Raw genomic sequence first — 16968 nt, 5'->3', positions numbered from 1 at the left:
GGCCGGCTCGCCGCCGACCAGGTCCGGATCGCCGCCGAACACCGCGCCCTCTTCGAGGCGGTCTTCGCCGGCCCGGCACCCGGCTTCCGCGACCCCGCCCGGAGGAGGCGGCGGCCGCGAGCACCGATGAAGGCGCCCCCGGCGGGAATCCCGCCGGGGGCGTCCCGGAATCGAGGGCGGAGACGTCAGCGGCCCGCGAGCGCGGCGAGCACCGTGGTGACCGCGGCGTCGATCGCGGCGCGGGATTCGTCGGTGTCGTCGACGATGTCGAAGCTGTGCCGGCCGTTCGGCACGTCGATGATCCGCAGGTCGGCGCCGGACGCCTGCGCCGCGGTGACGAACGTGGCCACCGTACCCGCGATGAAGGGGTGTTCCTGGCCCGCGCGGACCAGCACGATCGGCAGTTCGCCGGCGGACGCGACCGCCTCGGCCGGGCGGAACGCCGGGTCGACCTCCATGCCGGGGAACGGCTCCAGCAGCGGGTAGCTGAGCGCGGCGCAGCGCAGCCAGGACGGGGGCTCGCGCAGCAGGTCGGCGGCGAGCAGGCCGCCGCCGGAGAAGTACCAGACCGCGATCCGTTCGCCGTCGACGCGCGGGTCGGCGCGGACGGTCTCGATCGCGTCGGCGAGCGCGGCCGCGGCGACCGGGTAGTCGGCCGGCGTGGTCAGCGGGTGGTCGACCACGGCGCCGACCGCGCCGCGGGACGCCACCAGTGCGCCGTACCCCTGGAACACCGGCCAGTGGCGCGGGGACGGCCGCATCTCCGGCGGGATCGGGCCGCCGTGCACGAGGACGACCGCGGGGTGCGGGCCGTCGCCGGCCGGCAGGTAGAGGTCGATCGGGTCGCGCCGCTCCGGCGCCACCGGCGTGACCGGCAGAACGAACGGACTCAGGTACGTGGGTTCCGTCATGCGATCACCCTAAGTGGATGACGCATCAGACCCCGCTGCACGCCCGCCCGTTGATCGTGCAGGCGGTCGGCTCACGGTCGCTGAACAGCGCGCCCTTGAGGTCGGCCTCGAACGTGAACGAGGCGGTCCCGCCGGCCGCGCCCACCGGCAACACGCCGGGCGCGGGGGTGAACGTGACGTTTTCACCCGACTGGGTGAAGGTGGCGCCGTCCGCCTTGGTCACCGCGATCGGGCTCTTCAGCGTGATCACGACCGTCCAGGCGCCGTTCTGCACCGTACCCGGGTTGCTCAGGGAGATCTTGCCGCGGTAGCCGAACGCCCAGTCCGCGTCCGTGGCGTACGCGGCCGAGAGCACGTCCTCCGGGGGCGGCGACGCGGACGCGGTCGGCGTGGCCCGCGGCGGCAGCGTCGGCAGCAGCACGTCCGCGGCGGGCGGCGGCGTGCCGGTGGGCCCGGGCGCGGGCAGCGCGGTGCTGGTCGACGACGTCATCGGCGGCGCGCCGCTCGCGGACGGCAGCGGCGCGGGCGAGGAGGTGATGTTCGGGACGCCGGGCTCGGCCGCCACGTCGCCGTCGTCCCCGCCGCGTCCCCACAGGATGCCGGCGGTGACCGCGGCCAGGCCGACGACCACGGCCAGGGCGGCCAGCGCAAGCGGCACCCGGGCGCTGCGCAGCCGCGCCACGCTGAGCCGCGGCAGGATGACGGTCTCCGGGCCGCGCCGGCCGCGCATGCCCTCCAGGTCGACGTCGCCGAACGCGAGCCAGTCGAGCACGGCCGCGAGCGGCTGGGCGAGCGCGGTCTCGTACGCGATGCGTTTGTCGGCCAGCTCCGCCTCGGACCCGGCGCCCTCGCGCCAGGACTGGTGCAGCATGATCCGGGTCCGCTGGTCCTCGACCGTCGTGATCTCCCAGCGGAGCCGGGACACCAGACCGGGCCCGTGCAGGAACAGCACCAGCCGCTCCCCCGGCTCGACGCCGACGACCTCGCCCTCGACCGTCGAGCCCTCGTCCGGCCGCTCGGCCGTCGGGTCCGGCTGCAGGCCGGGCAGGTCGGTGCCGGACAGCTGGAAGAACGCGCCGACGCGCGGCTTCAGGTCGGTCTCGGCGAACCACTGGCGGAGCAGGCGCGGCTCGGTGAGCGCACGCCAGACCCGCTCGGCGGGGTGCTCGACCTCCACCTCGATCTCGATCTCGACGCTCGCGGGGCTCTCCGTGGTCACGACAAGCACTGTAGAAGCCTGCTCACGTCCCCGTACACCGGGCACGCGCTGTCATTCAATCACTGTCCGTAGTCGTGGACGATGACAGCCCGATCAGCTCCCACCGGCCGCGGCCGATCCGCGCCTCGCCGCCCGGCGCCTGAAGGCAGCGCGTGACCGCGTCGTACCGGATCGGCGGACCGGCGCCGCCGATCCGCAGGCCGTGCTCCGGTCGCGTCGCCCTCGATCACGCGGAGCGCCCGGCGGGTACGACGGAAACGCTCAGAAGAACAGTGGGCCGAGGAGCACGGCGACGGCGGCGCCACCGGCGGTGCCGGCCGCGACCTGGAGCCAGGTGTGGTCGGCCAGCCGGACGCGGGACCAGGCGACGGCCGCGACCACCGGGACCAGCACCAGCAGCAGCGCGGGGCCGAACAGCCAGATCAGGCCGGTGGAGGAGGAGGCGGCGACGGCGGCGTGCGCGCTCAGCTTCCAGACCAGGTTGCTGAGCATGACGAGGGTGAGCACGCCGAGCATGAGCACGATGACGCCGATCAGGTGGCTCGGCGCCTTGAGCAGCCAGAGCAGGATCAGGCCGGCGAGGACGGAGGCGATGGCCAGCAGCAGCGGGGTGCGACGCTGTTCGCGGCGTCCGATGTGGTGGTCGGTGAGCGTGCCGCGCACCACGCCGTACCGGACGATGCCGTAGGGGATCAGCGCGCACGGTATGCAGGCCAGCAGCGCCCACCAGACACCCGACAGCGACCGGGTCTGCTCGATCGCGAAGACGAACGGCATGGTCACGGCCCAGATCGTCGGCGCCAGCACCTCGGTGATCACGCGGGCCAATCTGTCCACAGTGGTCGTCTCCGGGGCGGTCACGGTCATCGCCCGATCATGTCAGGCCCGCCCGGCCCGCCGGACGATGGGTCGCGGGACTTTCTGCATCGATCCAGAAAACCTCTTGAAGGGGTACGCCGACGCGCGTACTGTATCGATTTAGAGCGCCACTGGATCGATACAGAGGAGGCGCGGCGTGAAGCCGACGCTGCAGACCGTCGCGGACGAGGTGGGCGTCTCCCGGAGCACCGTCTCCAACGCCTACGGCCGCCCCGACCAGCTCTCCCCGGAGCTGCGCGAGCGCATCCTCGACGCGGCCCGCCGGCTCGGCTACGCCGGTCCGAACCCGACCGCGCGCTCGCTGCGCCGCGGCCGGGCCGGCGCGATCGGCGTGCTCTTCACGGACGTGCTGTCCTACGCGTTCAAGGACCCGTTCGCGGTGCGCTTCCTGCAGGGGCTGTCGCTCGCCGCCGAGCGGCACTCCACCGGCCTGCTGCTCATCCCGATCCCGGACGACGCGGACGCGGCGCGCGCCGCCGTGCGCAACGCGGCGGTCGACGGCTTCTGCGTGTTCTGCGTGGCCGAGGGGCACCCGGCGCGGCAGGCGATCCTGGAGCGCGGGCTGCCCGTGGTCGGCACGGAACTGCACGCCACCGACCCGGAGATGCTGGCGGCCGGCGTCGACGAGGTGGCCGCCACCCGCACGGCCGGCGCGCACCTGACCGCGCTGGGCCACCACCGCGTCGCGATCATCGCGGACCTGCTGCACCCGGCCCTGGGCCCGCTGACCACGCCGGTCCGCGGCCCGGAGGACGTGTCCTATCAGGGCGATCGCGAGCGCATGCGCGGCTACCAGCAGGCCTGGGAGAAGGCGGGCCTGGACTGGGACGAGGTCACCATCATCAACGTGGCGGGCAACAGCCGGGAGGCCGGGCTGGACGGCGCCGCACGGGCGCTCGACCGCCGGGACCGCCCGACCGCGCTGATCGCGTTCAGCGACGTGATCGCGCTCGGCGCGCTGGACGCGCTGCGCGCCCGCGGCCTGCGCGCCGGCCGGGACGTGTCGGTGATCGGGTTCGACGACATCCCGCAGGCGGCCGAGGCCGGGCTGACCACGGTCCGCCAGCCGGCCAAGGAGAAGGGCCGCATCGCGGGTGAGCTGCTGCTCGACCCGCCGGCCACCGCGGAGGGGCGCCGCGTGGCGCTCCCCACCGAGCTCATCGTCCGGGCCAGCACCGGCCCGGCCCTCGACGGGAGGAACTGACATGGACACCACCGACGCCCTCGGCATGAACATGGCGCTGAACGCGATGATGCGCGACGTGACCTCCGCCCAGCCCGGCGCGCCGATCCGCCCCGACCGGCCGTCCCGCACCCCGCGCGCGGCCGGCGCCCGCCGCGCGATCGCCCGGGCGCTGCACACCGTGGCCGACCGGGTCGAGCCGCGGACAAATCCCGGGACGTGCGCCACCGCCTGACGCTAGGGTCGCCGGGTGCGGACGTTCACCGAGGCCCCCCGCCTCACCGCCTTCACCCGGCGACATCTCGGCGCCGAGCCCGTCGAGGTCACCCGGCTGCGCGGCGGCACCAAGAAGGGCGCGTACCGCCTGACGCTGCCGGACGGCCGGACCGTCGTCCTCTACCTCTGGTCGCCCGCGGAGAACCACTGGCCGGCACCGGCCGGCGGTGCGCCCGTGCTGTTCGGTGAGGCCAGCGGGCCCGAGCTGTTCCGGTCCGCGCACGCGGCGCTGAGCGGCGCGGGCGTGCGTACCGTCGAGATCCTGGCCTTCGACGCCTCGCGCACGCTGCTGGACGGCGAGGCCGCGCTGGTCGAGGACGTGGCCGGCGGCACGCTGGAGGCGCTGATCGCGCGTGATCCGGCCGCGGCGGAACCGGTCCTCGACCGGCTGGCCGACTCGCTGCGCCGCATGCACGCCACCCGCTCCCCCGCGTTCGGCCGGGTGTCCGCGCCGTTCACGGCCGCCCCGACGGCCGTCGGGGCGATCACCGCCGCCGCGCACCGCGATCTCGCGGAGGCGGCCGCGCGGCGTCCCGAACTCCGGCCGGTCCGCGACGCGCTCGCCGCACGCCTGGACGAACTGGCCCGCGCGGTGCCGCCGCGCGGCGGATACACGCTGGTCCACGGCGAGTTGGGCCCGGACCACGTGCTGATCGCGGACGGCGGCGAGCCGGTGATCATCGACATCGAGGGCCTGATGTTCCTGGACGCGGAGTGGGAGCACGCGTTCCTGGAGATCCGGTTCGGTGACCGCGCCGACCGGCTGCGCGTGCCGGGCCTCGACCCGGCACGGCTCGCCCTCTATCGCACGGCACACGAGCTGTCGCTGGTGGCGGGCCCGTTGCGGCTGCTGGACGGCGACTTTCCGGACCGGGAGTTCATGCTCGGCATCGTTCGTCATCATGTGGGGAAGCTGGTGGGTGGGATTCCATGACAGACCTTTCCGGACGGTACGAGGTGCGGCCGCCCACGGAGGCGGACGCGGAGGCGATCCACGGGCTGATCGCGGCGGTGCAGCGCAGCCGGATCGGGCGGGTGGACTACACGCTCGAGGAGGTCCAGGATGATCTGCGCTCGCCGGACGGGGACCTGAGCCGTGACACGTGGCTGGTCCTGGGGGCGGACGGCGCGGCGGTGGGCTGGGCGTGGGCGTGGCCGACCGGGGACGGCGGCATCGTGGACGTGGACGTGTTCACGCTGGACGGCGAGGTCGCGGACTGGCTGTGGGCGGCCGTGCGGGCGCGCGCGGCCGAGATCGGGCGGGAGCGCGGGTGGCCGTCGGTGACCGTGGCCGCGGGCGTGTACCGGGAGGACGCGGCGACCGGGCGGCGGCTGGCCGGGTACGGGTTCGAGGTCGGCACCGTCTACCACCGGCTGCGCATCGCGCACACCGGCCGGCGGGCGCTGCCGGACGTACCGCCGGGATATGTCTTGAAGAACGGTGCGGAGTCGGAGCGGGTCCGGCGGGATGCGCACGCGACGCGCGAGGCGGCGTTCCACGATCACTACGGGCACGTGCGCCGCGAGTTCGACGGCTGGGTGGCGAACCTGGAGGCCGGCAGCACGCACGACTGGTCGTTCCTGAACGTGCTCTACACCGAGTCGGGTGAGCCGGCCGGGCTGACGCTGCGGTCCACCCAGTTCGTTCCGGACGAGAAGTGCGGCTACCTGCGGCTGCTCGGCGTGCATCCCGCGTTTCAGGGCCGCGGGCTGGGACGATGGTTGCTGCGGCACGCGTTCGCGGAGGACGCCCGGGACGGCTGGTCCGGCACGATCCTGCACGTGGACACCGATCCGCGGCGGCCCGCGCTCGGCCTGTACCTGTCCGAGGGCATGCGCGTCGTCCAGATCATCGACGCCTGGCGGCGTGTCATGTAAGGGGTTCTCGGTTGATGCGTCACGCCCGAGTCTGCGCGCCGAGCGTGGTGCCCGCGGTGCTGCTGTTCGTCACCGCGTTCGCCGGGATCACCGGTCCCGGCTTCAGCTGGGACGAGGTCGCCACCGCGGACATCGCCGCGCGCACGCCGGCCCAGATCTGGGCGCTGATGCGCCACGTGGACGCCGTGATCGGGCCGTACTACCTGCTCATGCACGTCTGGACCGGGCTGGCCGGCACGTCCGAGGCCGCGCTGCGGCTGCCGCAGGTGGTGGCGATGTCGCTGGCCGCGGGCCTCACCGGCGAGCTCGGCCGCCGGCTGTTCACGCCGCTCACCGGGCTGACCGCCGGTCTCCTGCTGGTGATCATGCCCAACTCCTTCCGGTACGCCGCGGAGGCCCGCCCGTACGCGTTCGGCGTGCTCTTCTCCGCGCTGTCGCTGCTGCTGCTCCTCGGCGCGCTGCGGCGGCCCGCGTGGTGGCGGTGGCTCGGGTACGGCACCGCCGTACTGCTGCTCGGCCTCAGCCACCTGGTCGGCGTGTCCGTGCTGGCCGCGCACGCGCTGATCGTGGTGCTGCGCGACCGCGGTCACCTGCGGGCGTTCGCGCTGACCACCGCCGCCGTGCTGGTGCTGCTGGCACCGCTGGTGCTGGCCGGCGCGGGCCAGCAGGCCGGGCAGGTCGCCTGGATCAAGCCGCTGTCCGTGGCGGCGCTGCACCGCTCCCCCGCCGGCGTCGTCGGCTCCGCGGCCGTGGCGTGGTTGCTGATCGGCCTGGTCCTGGCCGCCGGGTGGCGGTCCCGGCGGTGGGAGCTGATCGCGCTGTGCGCGGCGCCGCCGGTCGCGCTGGCCGCGTACTCGCTGCTGGCCGGGCCGCTGTGGGTGCCGCGCTACCTGCTGGTCGTGCTGCCGCCGCTGGCGCTGCTCGGCGCGGCCGCGGTCGTCTCGCTCGCCGGCCGGCCGCTGCCGCGCGCCGCGGTCCGGGCGCACGCCGCGGTGGTGCTCGCGGTGCTGGTCGCCGTCGCCTGGCCCGCGCACCGCCACCAGCGCACCGACCTGGCCAAGAACGGCGCCGACTACCGCGCGCTGACCCGCCTGATCGCGGACCGGGACCGGCCCGGCGACGCCATCCTCTACCAGGACGACAACCGCGCGCTGCGGGCCGGCGTCGACTACTACTACCGGGGCGATCCGGGCCGGCCGGCCGACGTGCTGCTGGCCCGGACCGCCGGGCAGGCCGGGCGGCTGACCGCGGTGGAGCACCCGGACGTGGCCGCGCGGCTGGCCGGCGTCCCCCGCGTCTGGTTCGTGGTCGCGTCCACCCGTCGCGAGGACCCGCTGGTCCACAAGCCGCGCGCGGCGGCCGTGCTCCGCGCGGAGTTCCACCGGACCGGGCTGTACCGGGTGCACGGCGCCACCGTCGCGGTCTACCGGCGTCTATAGTCGCGGCGGTGGACACGGACCAGGTGCGGCGGTCGTACGCCGCCGTCGCGGATCTCTACATCGACCTGTTCGGCAGCCGGGAGCGGGTGCACCCCGACGATCTCGCCTTCATCGCGCGGCACCTGGGCGGCACCCGCGGCACCGTGCTCGACCTGGGCTGCGGGCCGGGGCACCTCACCGACCACCTGCGTACGCTGGGCGCGGACGCGACCGGGATCGACCTGGTGCCCGAGTTCATCGAGCACGCCCGCGCGGCGTACCCGGACGGCCGGTACCGGCTCGGCACGCTCGACCGGCTGGACGCGGCGGACCATTCGGTCGCCGGCATCCTGGCCTGGTTCTCGCTGATCCACGTGCCGCCGCCGGAGCTCGACGACGTGCTCGCCGAGCTGCGGCGGGTGACGGCCCCGGGCGGGTCGCTGGTGGTCGGGTTCTTCGACGGTGACGAGGTCGCCGCGTTCGACCACAAGGTCACGACCGCCTATCGCGGGCCGGTCGCGGCGATGTCCGCGCGGCTGGCCCGGGCCGGCTTCACCGAGGTCGCGCACCAGCGGCGGCCCGCGGACGACCCGCACCGGCCGATCGCCGCGATCGCGGCCGTGGCCGCGGGCTGACCGCGGTCAGCGGCCGATCGTGTCCAGCTCGGCCAGGTCCTCGGCGGAGAGCGTGAGCGCCGCGCCCGCGACGTTCTCCCGCAGGTGGGCGACGGACGAGGTGCCGGGGATGAGCAGGATGTTCGGCGAGCGCCGCAGCAGCCAGGCCAGCGCCACCGACATCGGCGTGGACCCCAGCCGGGCCGCCACCGCGGACAGCGCCGCGGACTGCACCGGGCTGAAGCCGCCGAGCGGGAAGAACGGCACGTACGCGATGCCCTCCGCGGCGAGCGAGTCGATCAGCGCGTCGTCCGTCCGGTGTGCCAGGTTGTACATGTTCTGCACGCACGCGATCGGCGCGATCCGGCGCGCCTCCGCGACCTGCTCCGGCGTCGCGTTGCTCACGCCCAGGTGCCGGATCAGCCCGTCCCGCTGGAGCGCGACCAGCGTCTCGAACGCCTCGGCGATCGGCTCGGGCCGCGGGCCCTCCGCGTTGCCGAGCCGCAGGTTGACCAGGTCGAGCACGTCCAGGCCGAGGCTGTCCAGGTTTTCGTGGACGGCCCGGCGCAGGCTCTCCGGGTCCCGCGCCGGCGGCCAGCCGCCCCGGGCGTCGCGCGTCGCGCCGACCTTGGTGACGATGTGCAGCGACTCCGGGTACGGGTGCAGCGCCTCCCGGATCAGCTCGTTGGTGACGCGCGGCCCGTACGCGTCCGCGGTGTCGATGTGGGTGATGCCGAGCGCCACGGCCTCGCGGAGCACGGCGAGCGCGCCGTCCCGGTCGGCGGGCGGCCCCATGACCCACGGTCCGGCGAGCTGCATGGCGCCGTAGCCGAACCGGGTCACGGTCAGATCCCCGAGGGTCCAGGTGCCGCCGGGCAGGGAGTGGGACATCGTGCGTACCTCATTGATCTCGAACGGATGATTCCACTCCACTATCGGGTGGTAACTTTCCATCGGGAAGTAGGCACCTCCAGGTGCGTAACCCACCCACCGGTAGGAGGAGCGAGCCGATGGCGACGATGACGGCCGCGGCGCAGCGCGCCCAGGCGAAGATCGATTACGACGCGTTCCTGGCCGTCTGCCCCAGCCACAAACTGCTCGAGCGGATCTCCGGCAAGTGGGTCGCGCTGATCCTCTCCGCGCTCGGCAGCGGCCCGGACTGCCAGGGCGACCCGGCCCCGATGCGCTACTCCGAGCTGTCCCGCCTGCTGGCCGGCGTCAGCCAGAAGATGCTCACCCAGACCCTGCGCTCGCTGGAACGCGACGGCCTGATCACCCGCACGGTCACCCCGACCGTCCCGGTCACGGTCTCCTACGAGCTGACCGACCTGGGGCTCTCCCTGCACCGGCTGATGCGCGGCCTCAAACTGTGGGCCCAGACCCACATGGACGAGGTCGCCACCAACCGCACCGCGTACGACGCCAGGGCCTGAGAACCACGTTCACGATCTTCCCGCTTCCGGCGTGGCCCGGTTCCGCATGCTCCCGCGGGCAAACCTCGCCGCGGGCTCCGACTCCGCTGGCGCTCCGCTGCGCCCGCGGCGACGGAGCCGGTCCCGGCGTGGCGGCGAAGACCACGCGGCTCCCGCCGTCGGCCGGCCCACGTGACGCGTGTCGCGTGGCATCCGGCAGCGACCGAGGTGGATGGCGCGCCGCGACCGCAAGATCACGATCGACCGGCTGATCGTGGGATGGCTACCGATTCGCCCGGCGGACCGACGCCCGGATCGCTACGCCGGCCGTTCCGGGCGGGAGGCGCGGACCGGGGTGGTGAGGGCGGTCGCGGCCAGGGCGAGGGTGCCGGCGCCGGCGACGGTGAAGGCGGTGGCGGTGCCGAAGCGGGCGGCGAGCGCGGTGAGGGCCGCAGCGCCGAGCGGTCCGAGCGAGAAGTGGATGGTCCAGAACGCGGAGGTGACGCGGCCGAGCAGGTGTTCCGGCGTCACCTGCTGGCGCAGTGACATCGAGCAGATGCCGCCGATGCTCAGGCTCGCGAAGTACAGCGTGACCAGCGCGCACACCACCGGCACGGACGACGCGACGGCCAGGCCGAGCACGGCCCCGGCGCACATGGCGGTGCTGCCGATCCAGCATGCGCCGAAGCCGAGCCGCCGCCGCAGCGGGGCGACGGCGAGCGCGCCGAGCGCGGTACCGACCGCGCCGGCGCCGAGCACCAGGCCGACGACGGCGTCCGGCGCGTCCAGGCCGGACTTCAACCGGTAGATGACCACGTCGGTCAGGCCGAACGTGAACAGCAGGAACACGGTGAGCAGCGCGGTCAGCGGGCGCAGCACCGGGTGGCGGAGCAGGAAGCGGGCGCCGGCGGAGAACTCGTCCCGCCATCGGCCGCGCACGGATGCCGGGACCGGCGCCAGCCGTACCGCCAGCAGGCAGGCGGCGGAGGCCGCGAACGTGGCGGCGTCGGCCGCGATCGCGGCGGCGGGACCGAGCTGGGCGGACACGGTGCCGGCCAGCGCGGGGCCCAGCACGGACGCCAGCGCGGTGGACGCGTAGATCCGGCCGTTCGCCCGGGTGACGCCGTCCGGGCCGACCAGGCCGCGGACCGCCGTGACGGCCGCGACCTGGAAGAACATGCCGATCGCGGCGCACGCCGGCAGTACCGCGAAGAGCAGGTGGATCGGTGGTTCCGGCAGGAGCCAGGCCAGCGGTACGGTCGCCAGCAGCACGCACCGGGCCAGGTCGCAGCCGATCAGCAGCCGGCGGCGGTCGACCCGGTCCACGACGACGCCGGCGACCGCGCCGGCCACCACGGTGGCGACGCCGGCCGCGGCGGTGAGCAGGCCCATCATGGCGACCGAGCCGGTCGCGCCGAGGACCAGCAGCGGCACGGCGATCAGGGAGAACGAGTCGCCGGCGACCGACAGCGTCTGCGCGAGCCAGAACGCCCGGAAGCCCACGCCGGTCAGGAGACGAGCGGGAACAGCGTGCCGGCGCCGCGGCCGGTGGCGGCCTCGATGAACGCGATCGGCGACGGGATCGCGGCCAGGATCTCCGTGGTCTGGGTCAGGCCCGACTCGGGTACGGACGGCTCGCGCCCGAGCGCGCGCTGCAGGTCGAGCAGGTGCACCGTGGACTCGACCACGCCGATGCCCGCGGCCTCCGCCAGCGTGAGGCGGGCGATGCCGAAGTAGTCGACCACGACCGGCCCGAGCCTGCGCGCGCCCTCGATCGCGGCCGGCCCGATCTCCGCGAACGCGGAGGTGAGCTGCTCCGTCGTGTACTGCTGGGAGGCGTCCCGGGCGCCCTGCGCGACGCGCGGCGCCTGGAGCGCGGCCAGGCCGCCGGGCCGGTTGAGGTCGCGCAGCAGCGCGGTGGCGGTGGGGTGGGTGGGCTCGTCCGGCCGGACCAGGTTGAGCATGTGCGCGAACCCGTGCGGCCACGCGGCCAGGTGGGCGAAGAGCGCCTTGACGTCCCAGCCTTCCAGCCGGGTCGGGCGGGTCCAGCGGGCGGCGTCCAGGTCGCGTCCGTGGGCCGCCCACACCGCCCACAGCTCACCGAGCGCCGCCAAACGAGCCTCGAGCAACGACATGCCGATGAGGATAGTGCGTGATCAGTACGTTCGGTGAGGGGTCATGTACGCCTAAGAGGTCAACTCCGTAGCGGCTCCAGGTGAATAATGCGGTACGCCGGGGCCGGGCCGGCGTGGCAGGATGCCCGGTATGTCGGTGCGGGCGTTGAGCTTCGGGTCGGTGGCGGAGGCGTACGAGCAATTCCGCCCGGGTTACCCGGAGGAGCTGTTCACGCTGGTCACGACGTATGCGGGCGGCCCGATCCGGACCGCCCTGGAGATCGGCGCCGGCACCGGCAAGGCGACCCGCCTGTTCGCCCGCCCCGGCCTGGCCGTGACCGCGACCGAGCCGGACGAGGCGATGCTCGCCGAGTTGCGCCGCCACGTGCCCGCCGGCGTCCGCACCGTGCGCGCCGCGTTCGAGGACCTGCCGCTCGGCGAGACGTTCGGGCTGGTCTACGTGGCGGCGGCGCTGCACTGGACGCGTCCGGAGGGCCGCTGGGAGCGGATGGCCGCGCTGCTGGCGCCGGGCGGCGTGCTCGCCTCGATCGGCGGCCCGGTCCGGCTGGCCGACCCGGCCGTGGAGCGGGCGGTGAGCGCGGCTCGCGCGCCCTACCTGGACACCGACGAGGTCCCGTCGCCGGACGGCACGCCGCCGGAGCGGGCGATGCAGTGGCCCGGCACCGAGTTGGAGCGCTCCGGCCTGTTCACCGACGTCCGCCAGGAGACGATCCCGCGCCGCCTGACCGTGACCGCCGCGCACTACCTCGGCCACCTGTCCACGATCTCGGCCTACCTGCAACTACCGGACCGGCGCCGGGAGCAGGTCTTCGACCGCATCGCCGGTGTGCTGCCGCCGACCGTCGACCTCGACGCCGACCTCATCGCCCACCTGGCCCGCCGCCGCTAGGCCGCCCGGCCCGGCCGCCGTCGCGGGGGAAATCCCCATCATCAGAGAGCGCTCTCCCGCATTCGCGGACGCGGCGGTACGGTGCCGTCATGTCTGTGCGGAGGGTGTTGGCCGTTGTGGTGCCCGGCGTGGTCGTGGCCGGGCTGGGAGTGCTCGGGATCACGAACGCGCTGGCCGCGCAGGGCGGGCCGATCACCGGGCCGGGCGGACGGTGCGTCGACGTCGCGGGGGCCAACCCGGCGGACGGCACGGCCGTGCGGCTCTGGGACTGCAACGGCACGGCGGCGCAGCAGTGGAGCTTCGAGGGGCGGACGGTCCGGGCGCTGGGCAAGTGCCTCGACGTGGCCGGGGCGTCCCAGGCGGACGGGGCACCGGTGCAGCTCTACACCTGCAACGGCACGGGCGCGCAGGCGTGGGCCGTGCGCGGCACCGAGGTGGTCAACGCCGGCTCCGGCAAGTGCCTGGACGCGGGCGGCACCCGGCTGCGGATCTGGGCGTGCACCGGCGACCCGGCCCAGGTGTGGCGGACGACGGCGCAGCCGGGCACGGTGGCGAAAAAGGGCGTGAGCACCTGGGAGTTCCCCGGGCTCGCCGGCGCGATCGACGACGTCGGCGTCTCCTGGTACTACAACTGGGGTACGAACAACGACCAGATGCCGGCCGACGCCGAGTACGTACCGATGATCTGGGACGAGAACGTGGCCACCGCGCCGAACCTGGCCAAGGCGAGGTCCGAGGGGACCACGCTGCTCGGCTTCAACGAGCCGGACCTGGCCGAGCAGGCGAACATGAGCGTCGAGCAGGCGCTCGACCTGTGGCCCGCGCTCCAGCAGACCGGCATGCGGCTGGGCAGCCCGGCGGTCGCCTACGGCGCGGACACCCCGAACGGGTGGCTGGACCGCTTCATGACCGGCGCCCGGCAGCGCAACCTGCGGGTCGACTTCATCACGCTGCACTGGTACGGCGCGGACTTCAGCGACGCGGCGGCCGGCCAGTTCATGGGGTACGTCGAGGCCGTCCACCGCCGCTACGGACTGCCGATCTGGATCACCGAGTACGGCCTGATGAACTTCACCGGCACGCCCCGGTTCCCGAGCACCGCGCAGATCACGGCGTTCATCACGAACTCGACGCGCGCGCTCGAGGCCGCGCCGTATGTGGAGCGGTACGCCTGGTTCTCGCTGCCCGCGGTCGGCGACTCCGTCGACTACGGCCTCTACCGGGACGCCACCACGCCGACCGAGGCGGGCAAGGCGTACCGGGCCGCCGGAGGCTGACCGGGAAAACGGTCTGGCCCAGCCGCGGGCGGTCCGCCATCATGGGCGGATGTTCGAGACCGGGGCTCGGCGGTGGATCGTCGCGGTCACGCTGCTCATCGGCGTGCTGGTCGGGGTCGTGGTGACGGTGGCGCTGCCGCCCGGCGAGCGCACGCTGGCCGCCGTGGCGTACCCGACGCATCTGATCATGTCGGTGGTGCTGCCGTTCCTGGGCGTGCTGCTCGGCCGGGACGTGCGCACGGCCGTGGTCGCCGGGGTGTCGGCCGGGCTGTTCGGCGACCTGGTGGCCGTGGTCGCGGCGGCCGTGGCCGGTTCGGCGGCGCCGGATCCGTGGGCGGGCGCCGGCGTGATCCTGCTCGGCGGCGTGCTGGTGCAGTGCGTGGCGAACCTGACCGGCACCGGACTCGGCGTGCTGATCAGGCCGGCCTGGCTCGCCTGCCTCGCCACCATCGTCGTACCGCTGGGGCTGTCGGTTCTGCTCTCGCTGGCCGGTCCGGCGGCGCCGCTGGCGGCGTGGGTCACCCCGTTCCCAGTCGCGGAATCGCTGCTCTCCGGCGAGATGGACGCGACCGGCTGGGCACGGTGGACGGTGGTCGCGCTGATCTGGGGCGTGGGACTGAACGCGCTGGCGGCCCGGAGACCGCGCCCGGCCACCCGGGTCTGACCGCGAGCTTATCTCGGGCTTATCGGGCCGTCCGTATGTTCGGCGGCCATGAGCGCAGCAGCCGTCGAGGCGCCGGCCCGCGTACCGGCCGCGGCGCCCGCGCCGGACGTGGCGGCGGTCGGGGGCCGCTACCTGGCTGATCCGAACGGCCCGCTCACGCCGCGGGTGCCGGCGGACCACACCTGGTCCCGGTGGCTGCTCAGCCACGGCGCGCACGCGGTGCGGCACCCGGAGAACCCGCCGTTCTCGGACCGCTGGTGCTCGGCGGGCCGGTGACCTGGCAGCGGCTGTTCGGACCCGGGGAGCGCATGGACGACGTGTGGGTCCGGGACCTCTGACATGCTTGTCATTGATCGAACACGGAACGGGAAGTGACGACGGTGCGGGTACTGGTGGCCGACGACGAACGGCTGCTCGCCGACACGGTGGCGCTCGGACTGCGCCGCGAGGCGATGGCGGTGGACGTCTGCTACGACGGCGACGGCGCGCACGAGCGCCTCTCGGTGAACCGCTACGACGTCGCGGTGCTGGACCGGGACATGCCGGGCCGGTCCGGGGACGACGTGTGCCGGTGGGCGGTCCGGGAGCGGCCGGAGACCCGGTTGCTGCTGCTCACCGCGGCCGTCGGCGTCTACGACCGGGTGGAGGGGCTCGGGCTCGGCGCGGACGACTACCTGACGAAGCCGTTCGCGTTCGCGGAGCTGGTGGCGCGGGTGCGGGCGCTGGGCAGGCGTACCGCGCCGGCGCTGCCGCCGGTGCTGGAGCAGGACGGGATCGTGGTCGACGTGGCCACCCGCACCGCGAGCCGGGACGGCCGGCCGCTGGGGCTGACCACGAAGGAGTTCGCGCTGCTGCACGCGCTGATGCGGGCGCGCGGGCAGACCGTCACCACGGAGGACCTGCTGGAACAGGTGTGGGACGAGCACACCGACCCGTTCACGAACGTGATCCGGGTGGCGGTGATGACGCTGCGCCGCAAGCTGGGTGAGCCGGCGATCCTGCACACGGTGCCGCGCACCGGATACCGGATCGGGCGATGACCGTACGGTGGCGGCTGATGCTGCTCTGCACCGGGCTGATCCTGCTGACCGCGATCATCCACACGAACTGGTGGCGGCTACCGACGCCGTTCCAGGCGCTGGACGCGAACTGCCTGAACACCTTCTACGGCAACAACGAGTACGACGACGTCACCAACCTGTGCGCGCAGGCGCAGCGGTTCCTGCCGATCAGGGCGTTCGCGCCGCTGCTCGCCACCCTGGCCGTCTACGCGCTGGGCTTCCCGCTCCTGGCGTACTGGGTGTTGCTGCCGCTGCGCCGGATCGTCCCGGCGATCGCGCAGGTGGGCCCGCAGAACCTGGGCCACCGCATCCGCCCGCCGCGCCGCACCCGGGACGAGCTGGCCCGGCTCGGCCGCGCGCTGGACACCATGATGGACCGGATCGCGGCCGGCTACGAGGGACAGCGCCGGTTCGCCGCGAACGCCTCGCACGAGCTGCGCACGCCGCTGGCGTTGCAGCGCACGCTGATCGAGGTGGGCATGGCCGTGCCGCTCACCCCGGAGCAGTCCGCGCTGCTGGCCAGCCAGTTGCTGGCCGCGAACACGCGCAACGAGCGGCTGATCGAGGGCCTGCTGGTGCTCAGCCAGGCCGATCAGGGGCTGGCCGGGCGGCGGCCGGAGCGGCTGGACAAGATCGCGGACGCGGTTCTCGCCGCGCACGAGGCGTCGGCCGCGGAACGGTCGGTGACGCTCGTGCCGGCGCTGCGGCTGCGGACCGTGAACGGGGACGGCGTGCTGCTGGAGCGGCTGGTCCGCAACCTGGTGCACAACGCGATCACGTACAACGCGCCGGGCGGCACCGTCCACGTCGAGGTGGGCGACCGGCCCGCGCTCACGGTCACCAACACCGGCGTGCCGATCCCGGCCGCGGAGGTGGCCCGCCTGTTCGAGCCGTTCACCCGGCTGGCCACGGAGCGGATCGACCACAGCGGCGGCAGCGGGCTCGGGCTGGCCATCGCCCGCGCCATCGTGGCCGCCCACGACGGCACGATCTCGGCCGAGCCCGGACCATCCGGCGGACTGCGCGTTACGGTCGTGTTTCCACCCGCCTGACCGTATGAACGCTTGAACCTTCCCGAGAGCCACTCCGTATCTCGCATCGGGTGGGGCGCAGAGCCTGCCCGCACGAGGACACCGGACGGCACCGTGCCGT

General features: G+C 74.2%; 19 protein-coding genes. 13 read left to right on the top strand and 6 right to left on the bottom strand.

The window, feature by feature from the left end; all coding sequences use genetic code 11:
- Positions 1-185 precede the first annotated feature (185 nt).
- The 3 genes from J2S41_RS07770 to J2S41_RS07760 form a co-directional block, all read right to left on the bottom strand.
- Positions 186-911: an alpha/beta hydrolase gene (locus tag J2S41_RS07770; protein WP_310364857.1), complete on the bottom strand. Its 726-nt coding sequence runs from the start codon at positions 909-911 to the stop codon at positions 186-188.
- A 25-nt stretch (positions 912-936) separates the two neighbouring features.
- Positions 937-2130, bottom strand: coding sequence for a cellulose binding domain-containing protein (locus J2S41_RS07765; protein ID WP_310364854.1), 1194 nt, complete (start codon positions 2128-2130; stop codon positions 937-939).
- A gap of 261 nt (positions 2131-2391) precedes the next feature.
- Positions 2392-2997: a hypothetical protein gene (locus J2S41_RS07760; protein ID WP_310364853.1), complete on the bottom strand. Its 606-nt coding sequence runs from the start codon at positions 2995-2997 to the stop codon at positions 2392-2394.
- A 148-nt stretch (positions 2998-3145) separates the two neighbouring features.
- Here J2S41_RS07760 and J2S41_RS07755 point away from each other — a divergent pair, with 148 nt between their 5' ends.
- The 6 genes from J2S41_RS07755 to J2S41_RS07730 are packed head-to-tail and all read left to right on the top strand — an operon-like array spanning position 3146 to position 8399.
- Complete coding sequence (locus J2S41_RS07755) at positions 3146-4213, top strand: LacI family DNA-binding transcriptional regulator (protein WP_310364846.1); 1068 nt, start codon at positions 3146-3148, stop codon at positions 4211-4213.
- Position 4214: 1 nt separating this feature from the next.
- The gene (locus J2S41_RS07750; RefSeq protein ID WP_310364843.1) at positions 4215-4427 is read left to right on the top strand and encodes a hypothetical protein; all 213 of its coding nucleotides are present in this window, start codon (positions 4215-4217) and stop codon (positions 4425-4427) included.
- 15 nt (positions 4428-4442) lie between these two features.
- Complete coding sequence (locus J2S41_RS07745) at positions 4443-5402, top strand: phosphotransferase family protein (protein WP_310364840.1); 960 nt, start codon at positions 4443-4445, stop codon at positions 5400-5402.
- Positions 5399-6346, top strand: a complete 948-nt coding sequence (locus J2S41_RS07740) for a GNAT family N-acetyltransferase (protein WP_310364839.1) — start codon at positions 5399-5401, stop codon at positions 6344-6346. The genes J2S41_RS07745 and J2S41_RS07740 overlap by 4 nt, the downstream gene beginning before the upstream one ends.
- A 14-nt stretch (positions 6347-6360) precedes the next feature.
- Complete coding sequence (locus J2S41_RS07735; protein WP_310364837.1) at positions 6361-7785, top strand: glycosyltransferase family 39 protein; 1425 nt, start codon at positions 6361-6363, stop codon at positions 7783-7785.
- Positions 7786-7793: 8 nt separating this feature from the next.
- The gene (locus J2S41_RS07730) at positions 7794-8399 is read left to right on the top strand and encodes a class I SAM-dependent methyltransferase (RefSeq protein ID WP_310364833.1); all 606 of its coding nucleotides are present in this window, start codon (positions 7794-7796) and stop codon (positions 8397-8399) included.
- Between the two features lie 6 nt (positions 8400-8405).
- Here the strand turns inward: J2S41_RS07730 and J2S41_RS07725 are convergent, their stop codons facing one another.
- Positions 8406-9269, bottom strand: a complete 864-nt coding sequence (locus J2S41_RS07725; RefSeq protein WP_310364829.1) for an aldo/keto reductase family oxidoreductase — start codon at positions 9267-9269, stop codon at positions 8406-8408.
- A 119-nt stretch (positions 9270-9388) separates the two neighbouring features.
- Here J2S41_RS07725 and J2S41_RS07720 point away from each other — a divergent pair, with 119 nt between their 5' ends.
- Positions 9389-9811 carry a winged helix-turn-helix transcriptional regulator gene (locus J2S41_RS07720; RefSeq protein WP_310364828.1) on the top strand — a complete coding sequence of 141 codons (423 nt, stop codon included), beginning with the start codon at positions 9389-9391 and terminating at the stop codon, positions 9809-9811.
- Positions 9812-10108: 297 nt separating this feature from the next.
- Here J2S41_RS07720 and J2S41_RS07715 read toward each other — a convergent pair whose 3' ends face one another.
- Together J2S41_RS07715 and J2S41_RS07710 are read right to left on the bottom strand one after the other, a co-directional pair.
- On the bottom strand, positions 10109-11293 hold the full coding sequence (locus tag J2S41_RS07715; protein ID WP_310364825.1) for an MFS transporter: 1185 nt from the start codon (positions 11291-11293) through the stop codon (positions 10109-10111).
- A 5-nt stretch (positions 11294-11298) separates the two neighbouring features.
- On the bottom strand, positions 11299-11925 hold the full coding sequence (locus J2S41_RS07710; protein ID WP_310364822.1) for a maleylpyruvate isomerase family mycothiol-dependent enzyme: 627 nt from the start codon (positions 11923-11925) through the stop codon (positions 11299-11301).
- A 130-nt stretch (positions 11926-12055) separates the two neighbouring features.
- Here J2S41_RS07710 and J2S41_RS07705 point away from each other — a divergent pair, with 130 nt between their 5' ends.
- From J2S41_RS07705 to J2S41_RS07680, 6 genes are all read left to right on the top strand, one after another.
- Positions 12056-12814 (top strand): class I SAM-dependent methyltransferase, encoded by a 759-nt coding sequence (locus tag J2S41_RS07705; protein WP_310364819.1) that lies wholly within the window; start codon positions 12056-12058, stop codon positions 12812-12814.
- A gap of 89 nt (positions 12815-12903) precedes the next feature.
- Positions 12904-14091, top strand: a complete 1188-nt coding sequence (locus J2S41_RS07700; RefSeq protein WP_310364815.1) for a glycoside hydrolase family protein — start codon at positions 12904-12906, stop codon at positions 14089-14091.
- Between the two features lie 49 nt (positions 14092-14140).
- Positions 14141-14755 (top strand): hypothetical protein, encoded by a 615-nt coding sequence (locus J2S41_RS07695; protein ID WP_310364813.1) that lies wholly within the window; start codon positions 14141-14143, stop codon positions 14753-14755.
- A 48-nt stretch (positions 14756-14803) separates the two neighbouring features.
- Positions 14804-15031, top strand: coding sequence for a hypothetical protein (locus J2S41_RS07690; protein ID WP_310364810.1), 228 nt, complete (start codon positions 14804-14806; stop codon positions 15029-15031).
- Between the two features lie 104 nt (positions 15032-15135).
- Complete coding sequence (locus J2S41_RS07685; RefSeq protein WP_310376321.1) at positions 15136-15795, top strand: response regulator transcription factor; 660 nt, start codon at positions 15136-15138, stop codon at positions 15793-15795.
- A complete protein-coding gene (locus J2S41_RS07680; protein ID WP_310364807.1) occupies positions 15792-16868 on the top strand; it encodes a sensor histidine kinase in 1077 nt (358 codons plus the stop codon). The genes J2S41_RS07685 and J2S41_RS07680 overlap by 4 nt, the downstream gene beginning before the upstream one ends.
- Positions 16869-16968: the final 100 nt, after the last annotated feature.

Source organism: Catenuloplanes atrovinosus, assembly GCF_031458235.1.
GTDB classification, from domain to species: Bacteria; Actinomycetota; Actinomycetes; order Mycobacteriales; family Micromonosporaceae; genus Catenuloplanes; species Catenuloplanes atrovinosus.
This window is presented reverse-complemented; position numbering and strand designations above follow the sequence as displayed.